Origin of the sequence: Paracoccus sp. P2, assembly GCF_046335115.1 — a bacterium.
GTDB lineage: Bacteria > Pseudomonadota > Alphaproteobacteria > Rhodobacterales > Rhodobacteraceae > Paracoccus > Paracoccus pantotrophus.
Window position 1 is genome coordinate 1 of sequence record NZ_JBGOSN010000069.1, and the last position, 15,012, is coordinate 15,012.

At 69.1% G+C, this 15,012-nt stretch carries 16 protein-coding genes, 1 tRNA gene and 2 pseudogenes; 10 read left to right on the forward strand and 9 right to left on the reverse strand.

The window, feature by feature from the left end:
• Positions 1-489: 489 nt before the first annotated feature.
• The 3 genes from ACDP63_RS22650 to leuB all read right to left on the reverse strand — a co-directional run bounded on the left by ACDP63_RS22650 (position 490) and on the right by leuB (position 2,775).
• Positions 490-566, reverse strand: a tRNA-Pro gene (locus ACDP63_RS22650).
• A 76-nt stretch (positions 567-642) separates the two neighbouring features.
• Complete coding sequence (locus ACDP63_RS22655; protein WP_024845782.1) at positions 643-1,596, reverse strand: DMT family transporter; 954 nt, start codon at positions 1,594-1,596, stop codon at positions 643-645.
• A 60-nt stretch (positions 1,597-1,656) separates the two neighbouring features.
• Positions 1,657-2,775, reverse strand: coding sequence for a 3-isopropylmalate dehydrogenase (gene leuB, locus ACDP63_RS22660; RefSeq protein WP_024845781.1), 1,119 nt, complete (start codon positions 2,773-2,775; stop codon positions 1,657-1,659).
• 154 nt (positions 2,776-2,929) lie between these two features.
• Here leuB and ACDP63_RS22665 point away from each other — a divergent pair, with 154 nt between their 5' ends.
• Together ACDP63_RS22665 and ACDP63_RS22670 are read left to right on the forward strand one after the other, a co-directional pair.
• Positions 2,930-3,331 (forward strand): hypothetical protein, encoded by a 402-nt coding sequence (locus ACDP63_RS22665; protein WP_409928690.1) that lies wholly within the window; start codon positions 2,930-2,932, stop codon positions 3,329-3,331.
• A 100-nt stretch (positions 3,332-3,431) separates the two neighbouring features.
• Positions 3,432-4,235 (forward strand): uracil-DNA glycosylase family protein, encoded by an 804-nt coding sequence (locus tag ACDP63_RS22670; protein ID WP_024845779.1) that lies wholly within the window; start codon positions 3,432-3,434, stop codon positions 4,233-4,235.
• Here ACDP63_RS22670 and ACDP63_RS22675 read toward each other — a convergent pair.
• Positions 4,232-5,014: a protein-disulfide reductase DsbD domain-containing protein gene (locus ACDP63_RS22675; protein ID WP_024845778.1), complete on the reverse strand. Its 783-nt coding sequence runs from the start codon at positions 5,012-5,014 to the stop codon at positions 4,232-4,234. The genes ACDP63_RS22670 and ACDP63_RS22675 overlap by 4 nt on opposite strands.
• A gap of 107 nt (positions 5,015-5,121) precedes the next feature.
• On the opposite strand from ACDP63_RS22675, the gene ACDP63_RS22680 reads away from it, so the two are divergent.
• The gene (locus ACDP63_RS22680; RefSeq protein ID WP_024845777.1) at positions 5,122-5,694 is read left to right on the forward strand and encodes a YqgE/AlgH family protein; all 573 of its coding nucleotides are present in this window, start codon (positions 5,122-5,124) and stop codon (positions 5,692-5,694) included.
• Between the two features lie 3 nt (positions 5,695-5,697).
• On the opposite strand, the gene ACDP63_RS22685 is transcribed toward ACDP63_RS22680, so the two are convergent.
• A complete protein-coding gene (locus ACDP63_RS22685) occupies positions 5,698-6,648 on the reverse strand; it encodes an L-threonylcarbamoyladenylate synthase (protein ID WP_024845776.1) in 951 nt (316 codons plus the stop codon).
• Between the two features lie 116 nt (positions 6,649-6,764).
• On the opposite strand from ACDP63_RS22685, the gene ACDP63_RS22690 reads away from it, so the two are divergent.
• The 4 genes from ACDP63_RS22690 (at position 6,765) to ACDP63_RS22705 (ending at position 10,361) form a co-directional block, all read left to right on the forward strand.
• Positions 6,765-8,456 carry an acyl-CoA dehydrogenase gene (locus tag ACDP63_RS22690; RefSeq protein WP_024845775.1) on the forward strand — a complete coding sequence of 564 codons (1,692 nt, stop codon included), beginning with the start codon at positions 6,765-6,767 and terminating at the stop codon, positions 8,454-8,456.
• The gene (locus ACDP63_RS22695) at positions 8,453-9,475 is read left to right on the forward strand and encodes an MBL fold metallo-hydrolase (RefSeq protein ID WP_024845774.1); all 1,023 of its coding nucleotides are present in this window, start codon (positions 8,453-8,455) and stop codon (positions 9,473-9,475) included. The genes ACDP63_RS22690 and ACDP63_RS22695 overlap by 4 nt, the downstream gene beginning before the upstream one ends.
• 62 nt (positions 9,476-9,537) lie before the next feature.
• Positions 9,538-9,690: an aa3-type cytochrome c oxidase subunit IV gene (locus tag ACDP63_RS22700; protein WP_024845773.1), complete on the forward strand. Its 153-nt coding sequence runs from the start codon at positions 9,538-9,540 to the stop codon at positions 9,688-9,690.
• Positions 9,691-9,713: 23 nt separating this feature from the next.
• The gene (locus ACDP63_RS22705; protein WP_024845772.1) at positions 9,714-10,361 is read left to right on the forward strand and encodes a hypothetical protein; all 648 of its coding nucleotides are present in this window, start codon (positions 9,714-9,716) and stop codon (positions 10,359-10,361) included.
• Here ACDP63_RS22705 and ACDP63_RS22710 read toward each other — a convergent pair.
• Positions 10,346-10,678, reverse strand: coding sequence for an AzlD domain-containing protein (locus ACDP63_RS22710; RefSeq protein ID WP_024845771.1), 333 nt, complete (start codon positions 10,676-10,678; stop codon positions 10,346-10,348). The two genes, ACDP63_RS22705 and ACDP63_RS22710, sit on opposite strands and share 16 nt — an antisense overlap.
• Positions 10,675-11,451: an AzlC family ABC transporter permease gene (locus ACDP63_RS22715; RefSeq protein ID WP_024845770.1), complete on the reverse strand. Its 777-nt coding sequence runs from the start codon at positions 11,449-11,451 to the stop codon at positions 10,675-10,677. Before ACDP63_RS22715 ends, ACDP63_RS22710 begins: the two co-directional genes overlap by 4 nt.
• 98 nt (positions 11,452-11,549) lie before the next feature.
• Between ACDP63_RS22715 and ACDP63_RS22720 the strand changes: the two genes are divergently transcribed.
• The gene (locus ACDP63_RS22720; protein ID WP_024845769.1) at positions 11,550-12,137 is read left to right on the forward strand and encodes a GNAT family N-acetyltransferase; all 588 of its coding nucleotides are present in this window, start codon (positions 11,550-11,552) and stop codon (positions 12,135-12,137) included.
• Here the strand turns inward: ACDP63_RS22720 and ACDP63_RS22725 are convergent.
• Together ACDP63_RS22725 and greA are read right to left on the reverse strand one after the other, a co-directional pair.
• Positions 12,134-13,081, reverse strand: a complete 948-nt coding sequence (locus ACDP63_RS22725) for a hypothetical protein (protein ID WP_024845768.1) — start codon at positions 13,079-13,081, stop codon at positions 12,134-12,136. The genes ACDP63_RS22720 and ACDP63_RS22725 overlap by 4 nt on opposite strands.
• 32 nt (positions 13,082-13,113) lie before the next feature.
• Entirely contained in the window at positions 13,114-13,584 is a 471-nt protein-coding gene (gene greA / locus ACDP63_RS22730; RefSeq protein WP_024845767.1) for a transcription elongation factor GreA, read from the reverse strand.
• 279 nt (positions 13,585-13,863) lie between these two features.
• Here greA and ACDP63_RS22735 point away from each other — a divergent pair.
• Together ACDP63_RS22735 and ACDP63_RS22740 are read left to right on the forward strand one after the other, a co-directional pair.
• Positions 13,864-14,757 (forward strand): annotated as a pseudogene (locus ACDP63_RS22735) (FAD-binding protein); the annotation flags it as partial.
• Between the two features lie 14 nt (positions 14,758-14,771).
• Positions 14,772-15,012, forward strand: a pseudogene (locus ACDP63_RS22740) (NAD(P)/FAD-dependent oxidoreductase); the annotation flags it as partial.

A 15,012-nucleotide genomic window follows, 5' to 3' on the forward strand; every position in this document is an offset into this window, starting at 1 on the left:
CATCCCCACACCCGCATAAGACACGTCATTAACGACGTCACTATGCACGTGCCTTAATCCATCAGCCCAAACTCAGGCAGGCGGTAACAATCGGGCCGTTACTTTTCTCCGGGAAACCAGACGGAAGCCACCCCGCGAAAGGAATCAGGCAATTTTCACTCTGATCAATGATGTGCGGAATCGCAATCCGGCGGGGGTGGATTCCCGGCGGGAAGCTAGCGAATGCGACATAGGAACCGCAGCAAAACAGCGAAGCCGGTCATTCAAGCAGCGCGCAGATCACCGGGCGGAAAGCCACTGCGCTGCGTTTGGTGGTGCGCCCGTCTGCTCAGAGCAGGGCGACAGGTCTGGGCGCGAAACCTTGCCGTCAACCATTTCAAGATGGTGGAGGCAGCGGCGAGATAGCCCTCCATCGGCGCGATCAAGCCGTCAGAAAGGTCGCCTTTTGGCACAAAAGGCAAATCTTCCTGAAACGCCACAAGTCTCACATGGTCGGAGCGAGAGGATTCGAACCTCCGACCCCCTGCTCCCGAAGCAGGTGCGCTACCAGGCTGCGCTACGCTCCGACCGTGAAGGGGCAGGTAGCCCCTGGGACAACGGAATGCAAGGGGGAATCTTGCAGATCCGCCACAGAAAACCGCGTCAGCCCCGCGGCCGCAGCAGGCGCTGCAACAGGCTCCAGCGCGGGGCCGTCACCGCGTCGCTGCCAAAGCGCGCCCGCGTCGCCGGACGCAGGCGCGAGGCACCCAGCCGCTCGCGCAGCAGGATGTAAAGCCCCGAACCCATAATCAGCCCCGCCCCCAGCACCGTCGGCCCGTCCGGGCGCTCTCCGAACAGGAACCAGCCATAGGCCACCGCCCAGAGCATCTGCGAATATTGCATCGGCGCGACATTGGCCGCCTCGCCGGCCTGATAGGCCAGGATCAGCAGAAAGCCCGCCGCAAGGCCCAGGGCCGCGATCACCCCGGTCAGCGCCAGGTCGCCCAGCTCCATCGGGCGATAGGCGAAACCCAGCGAAGCGCCGGTCAGCAGGAAATTCCCGATCATCGGCCAAAGCAGCAGGATCACCGTGCGCTCGGACCGGCCCAGGCGCCTCACCGCGATGGCCGACAGCGCCGTGGCCGTCGCCCCCATCAGCGCCGCCAGATGCCCCAGGCCCAGCGGCGTCACGCCGGGGCGCAGCACGATCAGCACCCCGCAAAGCCCGGCGCAGACCGCCAGCCAGCGGTGCAGCCCGACCCTTTCGCCCAGCAGCGGCACCGACAGCACGGTGACGATCAGCGGCGCGGCAAACAGGATGGAATAGACCTGCGCCAAGGGCAGCACCGAAAAGGCATAGAAACCGCCGACCCCCGAGGCGACGATGCAAAGCGAACGCAGCCCGACCCAGAACGGGTGGCGCGGCCGCAATGTGCCATGCGTCGGGTCGCGCAGCAGCAGCACCGCCAGCGGCGGAAAAGACAGCAGCGCCGAGAAGAACAGGATCTGCAAGGCTGGATAGGTAGCCCCCAGCAGCTTGATGATCACGTCATGGGTCGAATAGAGCCCCATGGACAGAAGCGCGAGCAGCGCGCCCTTGATATTGCCCGCCGTCATGCGCCCCTCCGACGCTCCGCGATGGGGCCGCGCCTGTTTGAAACAGGCGCGGCACGTCGATTACAGCGCCGAAAGCGCCGCGACGATATGGTCGCCCATCTCGGCGGTCGAGACCGGCTTGCCGCCCTCGGCGCCCATCAGGTCGCCGGTGCGCACGCCATCGGCCAGCACCTTCTCGACCGCCTTTTCCAGCAGGTCGGCCTCGGCGCCCAGGCCGAAGGAATAGCGCAGGCACATGGCGAAGCTGAGGATGCAGGCGATCGGGTTGGCCTTGCCCTGCCCGGCGATGTCGGGGGCCGAGCCGTGCACCGGCTCGTAAAGCGCCTTGGGCCGGCCGTTCTCCATCGGTGCACCGAGGCTGGCCGAGGGCAGCATGCCCAGGCTGCCGGTCAGCATCGCCGCCGCATCCGACAGGATGTCGCCGAACAGGTTGTCGGTCACGATCACGTCGAACTGGCGCGGATTGCGCACCAGCTGCATGGCGCCGTTGTCGGCATACATGTGCGACAGCTCGACATCGGGATATTCGTTGTCATGGACCCATTGCACCTCCTCGCGCCAGAGGATGCCGGATTCCATCACATTGGCCTTTTCCATCGAGCAGACGCGGTTGCCGCGCTTGCGCGCCAACTCGAAGGCCGAGCGGGCGACGCGACGGATCTCTCCGCTGGTATAACGCTGGGTGTTCACGCCGACGCGGCCGCCCTCGTTGCCGGGGGTGTTGTCCTCGGAGATGCCGCGCGGCTCGCCGAAATAGACGCCCGAGGTCAGTTCGCGCACGATCAGGATGTCGAGGCCCGCCACCACCTCGCGCTTGAGCGAGCTGAAATCGGCCAGCGCGTCGAAGCATTGCGCCGGGCGCAGGTTGGCGAACAGGTCCATTTCCTTGCGCAGGCGCAGAAGGCCGCGCTCGGGCTTCACCGAGAAATCCAGGTTGTCGTATTTCGGCCCGCCGACGGCACCCAGCAGCACCGCATCGACCGCCTGCGCCTTGGCCATGGTCTCGTCCGCCAGGGGCTTGCCGTATTTGTCATAGGCCGCGCCGCCGACCAGATCCTCGCTGACCTCGAAGGACAGGCCGCGGTTGTTCTGGAACCAGCCGATGACCTTGCGCACCTCGGCCATGACCTCGGGGCCGATGCCGTCGCCGGGCAGGATCAGCAGGGAATAGGTCGTCATCGCAGGTATCCTCTATGCTTCTGGCTGTTGGCAATCGCGTATCCTTGCACCTGTGCTGCGTCAAGTTCACGGCGAATTGGGTTGCGCCGGCGGATCGGATCGGGCGGGATGGGCGCGCGAAACCGAACGTCCAGAACAAGCAAGGGGGCAATCCATGAAGGCACTCGCGGCTTTGGCCAGCGCATTGGTCCTTGGGGCCGGCGCGGCGCTGGCGGACGGGGGCATCACCGTGAGGCTTCCCGATGTCTCGAGCCTGTCCGACACGCAGGCGAAATCGCTGATCGCGGAACTGGCGAACGTGAACGTCATCACCTCGAACTGCCCCGATTACGCGATCACCGACGGGGAATGGACACTGATCACCGGCACGGGCGATCTTCTGGCAACAAGGCTGGGGCTGGATGCCGCAGCCTACGACCGCACCTATTACGGGCCGGCCTTCAAGCTTCTGGACGATCCGGGCGCCTGCGACCGCATCGGGCCGACGGCAAGGCCGCTGATCCAGCGGCTGGTCGGCATGGGCGGCGGCACGACGCCGCTGACGCAATCGCAATAGGGCCAGCGCATGCCGCCGCAATCGCGGCAGGGTCAAGCGTTGCCGATGCAATCGTGGTAAGGCGCTTGCCCGCGCCCGCGCCGCGCCCTAGCCTGCGGCCATGACCGCCGAACCGACCTATAGGGGATTCGCGCTGGATGCCGAGACGGCGCTGGCGCTTTTGCAGTGGCAGGCCGAGCTGGGCGCGGACGAGCCATGCCTCGACGCGCCGCTCGACCGCTATGCCGTGCCCGACCGCGCCGAGCCCCCCGCTGCCCCGCCGCCCGCCGCCCCGGTCGTGGCGCAGCCGCGCGACGAGGCCGAGGATCTGGTCTCCCGCGCCGAGGCCATGGCCGCCGCCGCGACCAGCCTGGCCGAACTGGCCGGGGCGCAAGAGGCCTTCGACGGCATCGAGTTGAAAAAGGGCGCGCGCAATTTCTGCTTTTGCGACGGCAATCCGGCGGCGCGCGTCATGATCATCGGCGAGGCGCCGGGCGAGGAGGAGGACCGCCAGGGCCGCCCCTTCGTCGGCCGCGCCGGACAGTTGCTGGACCAGATGTTCGGCGCCATCGGCCTGTCGCGCAAGGCGGTGGATGCGGAACGCGCGCTCTATATCACCAACGTTCTGACCTGGCGGCCGCCCGGCAACCGCCGCCCCGAACCGGCCGAGATCGCCATGATGCTGCCCTTCCTGACCCGGCATGTCGAACTGGTCCAGCCGCAATTGGTGGTGCTGATGGGCAACACGCCCTGCATCGCGGCGCTGAACCAGCAGGGCATCTTGAAGCTGCGCGGCAAATGGACCACGGCCTTCGGCCTGCCGGCGCTGCCGATGGCGCATCCCGCCTATCTGCTGCGCACGCCGCTGGCCAAGCGCGAGGCCTGGTCCGACCTCTTGTCGCTGTCGGCGCGGCTCGACGGCTAATCGGCCACTTCGCGGCAACCCTCGAACTCGACCGCGTCGTCGGGACCGATCAGCGTCACCCGCAGCGCCTCCGGGTCCAGCGGAAAGGGCTTGCCCGAGGCGGCGACGAAATCCGCCTGCGCCATCAGCCGCCCGCCCGCCTCGCGGGTTTCCGGGGCCGAGACCCAGATCTCGTCATCGGCCAGTTCCATCGCCACCTCGTCGCCGCGGGCGCTGTCCGCCGCGGGCAGGGTCGCCGTCACCTGCATGCCGTCCTGGATCGGCGCGATGTGGCATTCGGGCTGGTGGTCCGAGGACTCGGGCTGGCGGGCGATGGCCGCCTCGATCAGCGGATCGGGCGCCGGGCCGGCAGGGCCGGCCTGCAGCTCCACCCGCACCGGCACGCAGATGTCCTGGCAGATGCCGAAATCCACCACCGCCCTAGGCTCGACCGGCGCGGCCGGGTTGGCGGGGGCGATCTCGATCGGCAGGACCAGTTCCCCGTGATAGCCCAGCGTGCGTTCGCCGCCCGATTCGATCACCTCGGGCCGCGGCCACAGCATCCGCACCTCGGCCAGGTTCCGCGAGGCTGCCCAGTCGAAGCGCGGCGGCACGCCGGCATCGCCGGGGCTGCGCCAATAGGTCTTCCAGCCCGGCTCCAGCCGCAGGTGCAGCGCGGTCATGCGGTGGCCTTCGGCGGTGGTCCAGCCGGGCAGCAGTTCGGCGGAGGCCAGTCCGGGCGGCAGATCCTGCGCCAGCGCCGGCGCGGCGGTCATGAGTAGCAGGGCAAGGGTCTTCATGCTGCCGTTCTAGTCGCCCCGCCCCCTCGCCGTGAAGTCACATTAGCGGCAATCCCTTGCGAAAACAGCCGGCAAGGCCGATCTTTAGGAAAAGGACGGAGCAGATCATGGACCAGTCGAGCAACCTGACCGGCAAGATGCTGATCGCCATGCCCGGCATGCGCGACCCGCGCTTCGAGCAATCCGTGATCCTGGTCTGCGCCCATTCCGAGGACGGCGCCATGGGGCTGGTGGTCAACCGCCCGCTGCCCGAGATCGGCTTTTCCGACCTGCTGGCGCAGCTTGGCATCCAGGCCGGGGCGAATGCCCTGGACATTCCCGTACGCTTCGGCGGCCCGGTCGAGCCGGGGCGCGGCTTCGTGCTGCATCGCGCGCCCCGCGACATCGACCTGGGCGAGAACCGGATGCGCATTACCGACGATCTCGCCATGTCCACCACCCGCGACATCCTCGAGGATTATGCCCGTGGCCAAGGCCCGCAACCGGCCATGCTGGCGCTGGGCTATGCCGGCTGGGGGCCGGGGCAGCTCGATTCGGAAATTCGCGACAACGGCTGGCTGACCTCGGAGCGCGGCGACGAGATCATCTTCGGCACCGACAATCCCGGCAAATGGCGCGCGGCACTGAAATCGCTGGGCATCGACCCCTTGATGCTGTCGCCCAGCGCGGGCCATGCCTGATCCCTAGCGCGGCGCGGCGGCGCGGCGAAGCCGGTCGTTGATCGCGGCGCCCAGGCCCTGGTCCGGCACCGGCGCGACGGCGATGGGCCGCCCCTCGGCATCGGCGCGGTGCAGCAGGTCGAACAGCCGCGCCGCCGCCTCGGTCAGATCGCCCGTTTCGCTCAGCGTCATCTCGCCCGCGACGGGGCCAAAGCCGATCAGCAATTCGCCCGGCCGCGCGGCCTCGGCGTTCAGCCGCAGGCTGGCGCGCGGCGCGTAATGGCTGGTCAGTTGACCGGGCGCGGTCGGCGCCTCGGCATTGCCTTGGGGCCGGGCCAACGGCCGGCCCAGCACCGCCTCGATGGCTTCGGCCGCGACGCCGCCGGGGCGCAGCAGCGCGGGTCGGCCCTCCACCCAGCCGACGATGGTCGATTCCACCCCGACCGGACAGGCACCCGCATCCAGCACCGCCGCGATGCGCCCGCCCAGCCCGCTTTCGGGATCGGCCACATGCGCCGCCGCGGTCGGGCTGATCCGCCCCGAGGGATTGGCCGAGGGCGCCGCCAGCGGCCCGCCGAAGGCGCGCAGCACCGCCTGCGCCGCCGGATGCGCCGGCACGCGGATCGCCACCGTATCGAGCCCCGCCGTCACCAGCGAGGCGATGCCCGCCCCGGGCCGCAGCGGCAGCACCAGGGTCAGCGCGCCGGGCCAGAAGGCCCTGGCCAGCGCCAGCGCAGCATCGTCGAAGACCGCGATGCGCTCGGCCGCCGCCAGGTCCGGCAGATGCACGATCAGCGGGTTGAAGCTGGGGCGCCCCTTGGCCTGATAGATGCGTGCCACGGCGCGGGGATTGCGGGCATCGCCGGCCAGACCATAGACCGTTTCGGTCGGGATGGCGACCGGCTCGCCCTGCGCCAGCAGATCGGCGGCGGCGCGCAGGCCGGTGGGGTCATGGCCAAGAATCAGCGTCTGCATTCGTTACGTCGGGTTGTGGTTGATGGACGCGGGACCGCAAATATGATCGAAGCCCAAGGCATCAGTTACGCGCCGCAGCCGGATTTGCCAAGGCGCCAGAGGGAGAGAGAGTGCGGATGGCCTATCAAGCCCCGGTCGAGCAGATCGAGTTCATCCTGAACCGGATCGTGTCGTTTCCAGAACTGTCCGGCACCGCACGCTTTGCCGAGGCGACGGCCGAGACCATGACCGCCATCCTGACCGAGGCCGGCAAGCTGGCGACCGAGGTGATCGCCCCGGTGAACCGCGCCGGCGACCTGACCCCCGCGCGGCTGGAGAACGGCAAGCTGCGCTCCTCCCCCGGCTATGCCGAGGCGTTCCGTGCCCTGGCCGAGGGTGGCTGGATCGGCATCGCCGCCAATCCCGACCATGGCGGCATGGGGCTGCCGCAGGCGCTGAACATGGCGGTGAACGAGATGCTCGCCTCGGCCTGCCTGGCGCTGCAGCTAAACCCGCTCTTGACCCAGGGCCAGATCGAGGCGCTGGAGCATCACGGCAGCGACGAACTCAAGGCGCTGTATCTGCCGAAGCTGATCTCGGGCGAATGGTCGGGCACGATGAACCTGACCGAGCCGCAGGCGGGCTCGGACGTGGGCGCGCTGACCACCCGCGCCGAGCGGGCCGAGGACGGCAGCTATCGCATCACCGGGCAGAAGATCTTCATCACCTGGGGCGACAGCGACGTGACCGAGAACGTCTGCCACCTGGTGCTGGCCCGCCTGCCCGACGGGGCCGCGGGCACCCGCGGCATCAGCCTGTTCATGGTGCCGAAGTTCATCCCGGACGAGGCCGGAAATCCCGGCCTCGCCAACGACCTGCGCGTCGTCAGCCTGGAACACAAGCTGGGCATCCACGGCAGCCCGACCTGCGTCATGAGCTTCGAGGGCGCCAAAGGCTGGCTGGTGGGCGAGGAGCACAAGGGCATGGCCGCCATGTTCACCATGATGAACGCGGCGCGGCTGGGCGTCGGCGTGCAGGGCGTGGCCCAGGCCGAGGCGGCCTTGCAACAGGCCGTGGCCTATGCCGCCGAGCGGGTGCAGATGGGCCCGATCATCCGCCACCCCGACGTGCGGCGGATGCTGGCCGAATCGCGGGCCGAGGTCTTTGCCGCCCGCGCCATCTGCCTGGGCTGCGCCGTGGCGCTGGACATGGCGCGGGCCACCGGCCTGGACGAATGGGCCGCGCGCGCCGCCTTCCTGACCCCGATCGCCAAGGCGCATGGCACCGATGTCGGCATCCGCATTGCCGATACTGCCGTGCAGGTGCATGGCGGCATGGGCTATATCGAGGAAACCGGCGCGGCGCAGTATCTGCGCGACGTGCGCATCACCGCGATCTACGAGGGCACCAACGGCATCCAGGCCATGGACCTGGTGGGACGCAAGCTCTCGGACGGCGGCGCCGCGGCCATGGCGCTGCTGGACGAGATCCTGGACGGCGCCAAGGCCGCGCAGGGCACCGAGCCGGACCTGGCCAACCAGCTTTGGCAGGCCGCCGAGACGCTGCGCGAGGCCACGCATGACCTGCTGGAGCGCGACCTGCCGGAGCGTTTCGCCGGCGCCGTGCCTTATCTCTCCGCCTTTGCGCGGGTGCTGGGCGCGCATTACCACCTGCGCGCCGCGACGGGCGGCGGCAGCAAGGCGCTGGCGCGGCTCTACATCGCCCGCATCCTGCCGCAATTCGCCGCCGATCTGGCGGCGGCGCGCGCCGGGCTGGCCGATCTGGAGGCGCTTGACGATGCCGTCCTGCTGGGTCAAATGGCCGGGTGATACGCAGCGAGACCCATAACCCCCCGGCCGAGGGCGAGGCGCATGAGATCGCCCCCGGCGTGTTCTGGTTCCAGCTGCCCCTGCCCTTCAAGCCCGATACGGTCAATGTCTATGCCTTGCGCGAGGCGGATGGCTGGACGCTGGTGGACAGCGGGCTCGACACCCGCCGCACCCGCGGCATCTGGCAGGGCATCCTGCAAGGCCCGCTGGCCGGGGCGCCGGTCAGGCGGCTGATCGCCACCCATCACCATATCGACCACATGGGCCTGGCCGGCTGGTTCCAGGCGCAGGGCGCCGAGCTTTGGACCTCGCGCTCGGCCTGGCTGACGGCGCGGATGGGCATCCTCGACGTGCAGGAACGCCCGACGCCGCAGGCCATCGCCTTCTGGCGCCAGGCCGGGATGCCGGCCGATCTGCTGGAGGAACGCAGCCATGAGCGCCCCTTCAACAGCGCCGATGTCTGCGCCCCGCTGCCGCCCGGCTATCGCCGGCTGTGGGACGGGCAGCAGGTCACATTCGGCGAGCGGCGCTGGATCGTGCGCATGGGCCATGGCCATGCGCCGGAACATGTCACGCTGTGGTCGCTCGACGACGATCTGGTGATCGGCGGCGACCAGTTGCTGGCGACGATCTCGCCCAATCTCGGCGTCTATCCGACCGAGCCCGAGGCCGATACCGTCGGCGACTGGCTGGAAAGCTGCGAGCGGCTGGCCGGGTTCGCGCAGCCCGACCAGCTGGTCCTGCCCGGCCACAAGCTGCCCTATCGCGGCCTGCCGACCCGGCTGCGGCAACTGGCGACGAACCAGCGCGCGGCGCTCGACCGGCTGCTGGACGGGCTGCGGCAGCAGCCGCAAAGCACCGTCGGCTGCTTTCCGCTGCTCTATCGCCGCCAGATCGCCAAGCCGGAATTCGGCCTCGCACTGGCCGAGGCCGTGGGCCACATCAACCACCTGCGCGCGACCGGCCGGGTGTGGCCCGTCGGCAAGACCGAGACCGGCGCGGTGCTTTGGGGGGCGTGACACGGCCGGCGCCTTGCGCTATCCCTGCCCCCGACGCATCGCATCGTTTCACGGACAGGATCATGGCCTCGCATCACGAAATCACCGAACACAAGCACGGCGAAATGGACATCCGGCACCATCAGGCGACCTTTGCCGGCTTCATCAAGGCCGCGACCTGGGTCAGCGTGCTTGCCATCGCCGTGCTGGTATTCATGGCCCTGGCCAACGCCTGATCCTGACCGGGGAAAGATCAAAGATGCAAAGGCGTGCCTTCCTTGCGCTGGCGCTGCCGGCCGTGCTTGCGGCCTGCGGTGCAGACAACCGATGGGCCAGCGACGAGTCGATCCGGCGCGCGCGCTATGTCGCGAACGAACCGCCCTCGATCACGCTCTTCACCGTGATCGGCATCCCGCGCGGCGAGGGCGGGCATTCGGCGCTGATGATCAACGGCAGCCAGCGGGTGATCTACGACCCGGCCGGCAGCTGGGAACACCCGGCGATCCCGGAACGGCACGACGTGCTTTACGGCATCACACCGAACTTCAGGAACTTCTACATCGACTATCACGCGCGCTCGACCTATTGGGTGGCCGAGGATACGGTCCAGGTGCCGCTGGCCGTCGCCGATGCCGCGATCCGCTCGGTCGAGCGGCAGGGCGCCTCGAACAAGAGCTTCTGCGCCGTCAACACCGGCAAGGCGCTCAGCCGCGTGCCGGGTTTCGAAGGCGCGCCCACGGGCTTTTCGCCGCTCAAGCTGCGCGATTGGTTCCTGACGCTGCCGGGCGTGACCTCGCGCCGGCACATGGACGGCGATCCGGCCAACAATCACGACGTGCTGCTGCGCCAGAAAAGCGGCGCGATCACCGGCTACGGCCGCGACGGCCAGCTTCACGTCATGAGGTAAAGCGCCGTGTAAAGCGTGGCCATCCCGCCCAGGATGGCCGCCAGCACGTTGCGCGTCGCCACCCCCACCGCCACGGCCACCGTTGCCGCAAGCATCCGCGCGGGATCGGGCTGGCCCTGCGTGGCCGCCGGCCAGACCACCAACGGCGCCACGATGGCCGGCAGCACCCCCACCGCCGTATAGCGCAAGAGCCGCTGCGCCCAGAGCGGCATCGGCCGGCTGCCGAAGGCGCCAAGAAAGGACCAGCGCAGCCCATAGGTTCCCAGCGCCACGGTCAGGATGATCAGCCAGATCGTCGCATCGCTATAGCCGGTCACAGGCGGGCTCCGTTTCTGCGTTCCATCAGCACCTCGACCCCGGCGCCGGCCAGCATGGCCAACGGCGCGGCCACGAACAACCCCAGCCCCGAGGGCAGGAAGGCAAAGGCCAGCGAGGCCACAACCGCCACCAGCGCCGCCGCGACATGGGCCGGGCTGCGCAGCATCGGCGCGATCAGCGCCAGGAAGGTGACGGGCATGGCGAAATCCAGCGCCCAGTCCTGCGGGATGGCTTTGCCCAGCCAGACCCCCAGCAGCGTCGCCGCCAGCCAGGGCGGGCAGGTGGCCAGCGCCGCGCCCAGGAAATAGCCGATGCGCTGCCCCATGCTCAGCCGCGGGTGCTTTTCATAATGCTGGATCGCCAGCGCATAGGTCTGGTCGATCAGCACATAGGAGATCCAGGCCCGGTCGCGCGGCCTGGCCCCGCCCAGCCAGGGCACCAGCGAGGCCGAATACATCGCCATGCGCAAATTGACCGCGATGGCCGAGACGATGACCACCAGCGCCGGCGCCTGGTCGGTCAGCAGCTGGACGGCGGTGAATTGCGACGCGCCGGCCAGCACCAGCACGGTAAAGCCCAGGATCTGCGGCAGGTCCAGCCCCGCATCCGTGGCCACCACGCCGAACAGCATGCCGAAGGGCAGAAGCACCAGGATAAAGGGCAGCGCCTGCAAAAAGCCGTGGCGCAGGCATTGCGCCGGGCTGCGCATCAGCGCGCGGCTCTGTTCGGGGGACGGGCTGGGCTGGGCCGCAAGGCCGGCTTGCGCGGACATGGTGAAAAAGGCTCGCGATGCGGATAAGGCTGGCGGCACAATGGCCAAAACCGCCGCCCGACACAAGAACCGCCATACAAGGACATACAGGGACCGCCATGACCGGACCGCAGACCCCGCCCCGCATCCTGCGTGGCATCCCGCCCGAGCTGCGTGATGCCGCGGCGGCGCTTTACTGGCGGCATTTCGGGGCGCAGATCCTGCCCTGGCCGGCAGGCACGGCGCGGGGCGCGGCGCTGGTCCGCGCCGCCATGCGGCCCGAAGGCGCGCTGCTGGCGCTGTCGCCCTCGGGGCGGCTGCTGGGAATCGCCGGACTGCGCGATGCGGGGGGCGGCTTCCTCGATCCGGGCCAGGACGGTTTCGTCGCGGTCTGGGGGCCGGTGCGGGGCCGGCTGCGCCACCTGGCGACCGGGCTTTACCGGCCTGGCGCCGAGACGGCGGACCTGGTGCTGGACGGCATCGCGGTCTGGCCGCAATGGCGCCAGCAGGGCGTCGCGCGGGCGCTGGTCGAGGCCGCCGCCGCCCATGCCCGCCGGCAGGGCCACCCCGCCCTGCGCGCCGAGGTCCAGGCCGGCAATCGCACGGCGCTGGCGGCATGGCGGGCGATGGGCTTCCAGCCGCAGGATCGCCAAAGGCTGGGCTGGCCCTGGTCGGCGCCGGCCCATGTGCTGCGGCTGCCGCTCTAGCCGCCCGCCCCTTGCGACCCGTCGGCCTCGGCGCCGGCGCGGCCCAGCATGCCGGTCGCCTGCGCCAGCAGGATGAAGGCCCGGCCCGAGCGGGTCTCGGCCAGCGCGGCCAGCAATTGCGGGTCGCTGTCCTGCACCTTGCGGCTCATCAGCCGGTCGAAATGGCGCAGGAAATGATGGGCGACGTCGCGGAATACCTCGTCGCCATGCAGCATCGCCCCGGCGCTGACCAGGGCGGCCTCGTCGCGAATCACCGCCAGTTCCGCCACGGCCTCGCCGCGCGCACCCTCGGCAAAGCGGCGCCACAGGACCGGATCGGCCTCGGGGACGGCCAGTTCGTCCATATAGACGCCCTGCCCGGCCAGCAGCGTGACCACGTCCTGCGCCGCGCGGATCAGCCGGGCCATGCCCGGATCGGCCAGCGCCAGGCGCAGGCAGCGAATCGCCTCGCGATCCTCGGGGCCATCGGGAAAATTCAGCGCATGGAACAGCTCGGCCGGCGTCAGTTCGGTCGTGGGCGGCGAATCCAGCGCCAGGCTGGCCTGCCGGGCATCCGCCGCAACGCGGGGCGCGGGGGGAACCGCACTGCGCCGTGCGGCCGGCAGAGGCGCGGAGGCGGCCGGACGCGGCTCTGCCATGGTTTCGGCTGTCACGCCCTCGCCCTGCATCCGGGCCAGCATGGCGCGCAGTTCCTCGGCCTCCAGCCGCAAGCTCAGCAGGCTGCGCGCCGACCAGACGGCCAGCCAGACCAGCGCCAAGGGCAGGATCACGCCCACCAGCCAGGTCAGCCAGCCCGCCGCACCCTGCCCCTCGCCCTCCGGGCCGAAAAGCGCAAACAGCCCGACCAGCACCAGCCAGGCCAGGCTGACCGCGGCGCCAACCGCCAGCACGCGGCTGCGGGCCTGTTCCATGGCCAGCCGGCGCAGCGGATCAAGCGATGCCATGCGCGCAGCCCCCTTGTTCAGGCCCCCATCCGTCAGACATAGCGGATCGAGATGATCTCATAGGATTTCCCGCCGCCGGGCGTCACCACCTCGACGCTGTCGCCCTCGTCCTTGCCGATCAGGGCGCGGGCCAGGGGCGAGCGGATGTTCAGAAGCCCGCGCTCCAGATCGGCCTCGGCCTCGCCGACGATCTGATAGGTGCGCTCCTCCTCGCTGTCCTCGTCGAGCAGGGTGACGGTGGCGCCGAACTTGATCGAGCCGTTCAGCCGGCTCGGGTCGATGACCTCGGCCCGCGACAGGATCATCTCCAGTTCCTTGATGCGGCCCTCGACGAAGCTCTGCTTTTCGCGCGCGGCATGGTATTCGGCATTTTCCGACAGGTCGCCATGCTCGCGCGCCTCGGCGATGGCGCGGATCACCGCCGGACGCTGGACCGAGCGCAATTCGCGCAATTCCTCGTCCAGCTGGTCGTAGCCCGCGCGGGTCATCGGTATCTTTTCCATTCCAGTCCTTCCGGTCGCAACCGTGCGACGCCAGTCAACGCGAAACAAGCTGTTGGAACGCCCCCGGCCATCGGCCGGGGGCGTCCGCTGAAAATCCCGGCGGCATCGTGGCGCGATCCGGCCCCTGTTTCAAGTCCCGCCGGATGTGATCCGCAACAGCCCGCCGAGAAAAGGTCGTAAGTCGCTTATCGTGCGTCGCGTTGCGATTGCCCGCAAGAATATTACACGCTAGGTCTTGCGCGCAGATTGTCGAGCTAGGGAAACTTGGGGGGCCGAGCCATGTCCGAAATTGAACGCGAGTCGATGGATTACGACGTGGTGATCGTCGGCGGCGGCCCGAGCGGGCTGTCGGCGGCGATCCGGCTCAAGCAGCTCAACCCCGCGCTTTCCGTGGTGCTGCTGGAGAAGGGCTCGGAGATCGGCGCGCATATCCTCTCGGGCGCGGTGCTCGACACTTCGGGCCTCGACCGGCTGATCCCGGACTGGAAGGACAAGGGCGCCCCGGTCAGCACCGAGGTGAAGGAGGACAACTTCTACATCCTCGGCCCGCATGGCCAGGTCCGGGTGCCGAACTGGCCGATGCCGCCGCTGATGTCGAACCACGGCAAATACATCGTCTCGATGGGCAATGTCTGCCGCTGGCTGGCCGCTGAGGCCGAGGCGCTGGAGGTCGAGATCTTCCCCGGCATGGCCTGCTCGCAACTGGTCTATGAGGGCGAGCGCGTGGTCGGCGTCGTCGCCGGCGAGATGGGCCTCAACGCCGACGGCACCCCCGGCCCGGCCTACGAGCCCGGCATGGAACTGCGCGGCAAATACGTGCTGATCTGCGAAGGCGTGCGCGGCAGCCTCGCCAAGGAACTGATCGCCAGATACGACCTCTCGGCCGGCCACGAGCCGCAGAAATTCGGCCTCGGCATGAAGGAGATCTGGGAGATCGAGCCCTCCAAGGCCCGCCCCGGCACGGTGACGCATACGATGGGCTGGCCCTTGGGCAAGAATGCCGGCGGCGGCAGCTTCATCTATCACCTTGAGGGCAACCAGGTGCTGGTCGGCTTCGTCGTGCACCTGAACTATGCCAACCCGTATCTCTATCCCTACATGGAGTTCCAGCGCTTCAAGCATCACCCGCTGGTCGCGGAGCTGCTGGAGGGCGGCAAGCGCGTCGCCTATGGCGCCCGCGCCATCNGTATCTCTATCCCTACATGGAGTTCCAGCGCTTCAAGCATCACCCGCTGGTCGCGGAGCTGCTGGAGGGCGGCAAGCGCGTCGCCTATGGCGCCCGCGCCATCTCCGAGGGCGGCTGGCAATCGATCCCGAAGCTGACCGTGCCGGGGGCGGCGCTCTTGGGCTGCTCGGCCGGGCTGGTGAACGTGCCGCGCATCAAGGGCAACCATAACGCCATGCTCTCGGGCATCGCCGCGGCCGAGG

What these genes read in the sequence shown, in the direction of transcription:
- ACDP63_RS22655 (WP_024845782.1), bottom strand. Translation starts at nt 1,596, where the DNA reads ATGACGGCGGGCAATATCAAGGGCGCGCTGCTCGCGCTTCTGTCCATG.
- leuB (WP_024845781.1), bottom strand. Translation starts at nt 2,775, where the DNA reads ATGACGACCTATTCCCTGCTGATCCTGCCCGGCGACGGCATCGGCCCC.
- ACDP63_RS22665 (WP_409928690.1), top strand. Translation starts at nt 2,930, where the DNA reads ATGAAGGCACTCGCGGCTTTGGCCAGCGCATTGGTCCTTGGGGCCGGC.
- ACDP63_RS22670 (WP_024845779.1), top strand. Translation starts at nt 3,432, where the DNA reads ATGACCGCCGAACCGACCTATAGGGGATTCGCGCTGGATGCCGAGACG.
- ACDP63_RS22675 (WP_024845778.1), bottom strand. Translation starts at nt 5,014, where the DNA reads ATGAAGACCCTTGCCCTGCTACTCATGACCGCCGCGCCGGCGCTGGCG.
- ACDP63_RS22680 (WP_024845777.1), top strand. Translation starts at nt 5,122, where the DNA reads ATGGACCAGTCGAGCAACCTGACCGGCAAGATGCTGATCGCCATGCCC.
- ACDP63_RS22685 (WP_024845776.1), bottom strand. Translation starts at nt 6,648, where the DNA reads ATGCAGACGCTGATTCTTGGCCATGACCCCACCGGCCTGCGCGCCGCC.
- ACDP63_RS22690 (WP_024845775.1), top strand. Translation starts at nt 6,765, where the DNA reads ATGGCCTATCAAGCCCCGGTCGAGCAGATCGAGTTCATCCTGAACCGG.
- ACDP63_RS22700 (WP_024845773.1), top strand. Translation starts at nt 9,538, where the DNA reads ATGGCCTCGCATCACGAAATCACCGAACACAAGCACGGCGAAATGGAC.
- ACDP63_RS22705 (WP_024845772.1), top strand. Translation starts at nt 9,714, where the DNA reads ATGCAAAGGCGTGCCTTCCTTGCGCTGGCGCTGCCGGCCGTGCTTGCG.
- ACDP63_RS22715 (WP_024845770.1), bottom strand. Translation starts at nt 11,451, where the DNA reads ATGTCCGCGCAAGCCGGCCTTGCGGCCCAGCCCAGCCCGTCCCCCGAA.
- ACDP63_RS22720 (WP_024845769.1), top strand. Translation starts at nt 11,550, where the DNA reads ATGACCGGACCGCAGACCCCGCCCCGCATCCTGCGTGGCATCCCGCCC.
- ACDP63_RS22725 (WP_024845768.1), bottom strand. Translation starts at nt 13,081, where the DNA reads ATGGCATCGCTTGATCCGCTGCGCCGGCTGGCCATGGAACAGGCCCGC.
- greA (WP_024845767.1), bottom strand. Translation starts at nt 13,584, where the DNA reads ATGGAAAAGATACCGATGACCCGCGCGGGCTACGACCAGCTGGACGAG.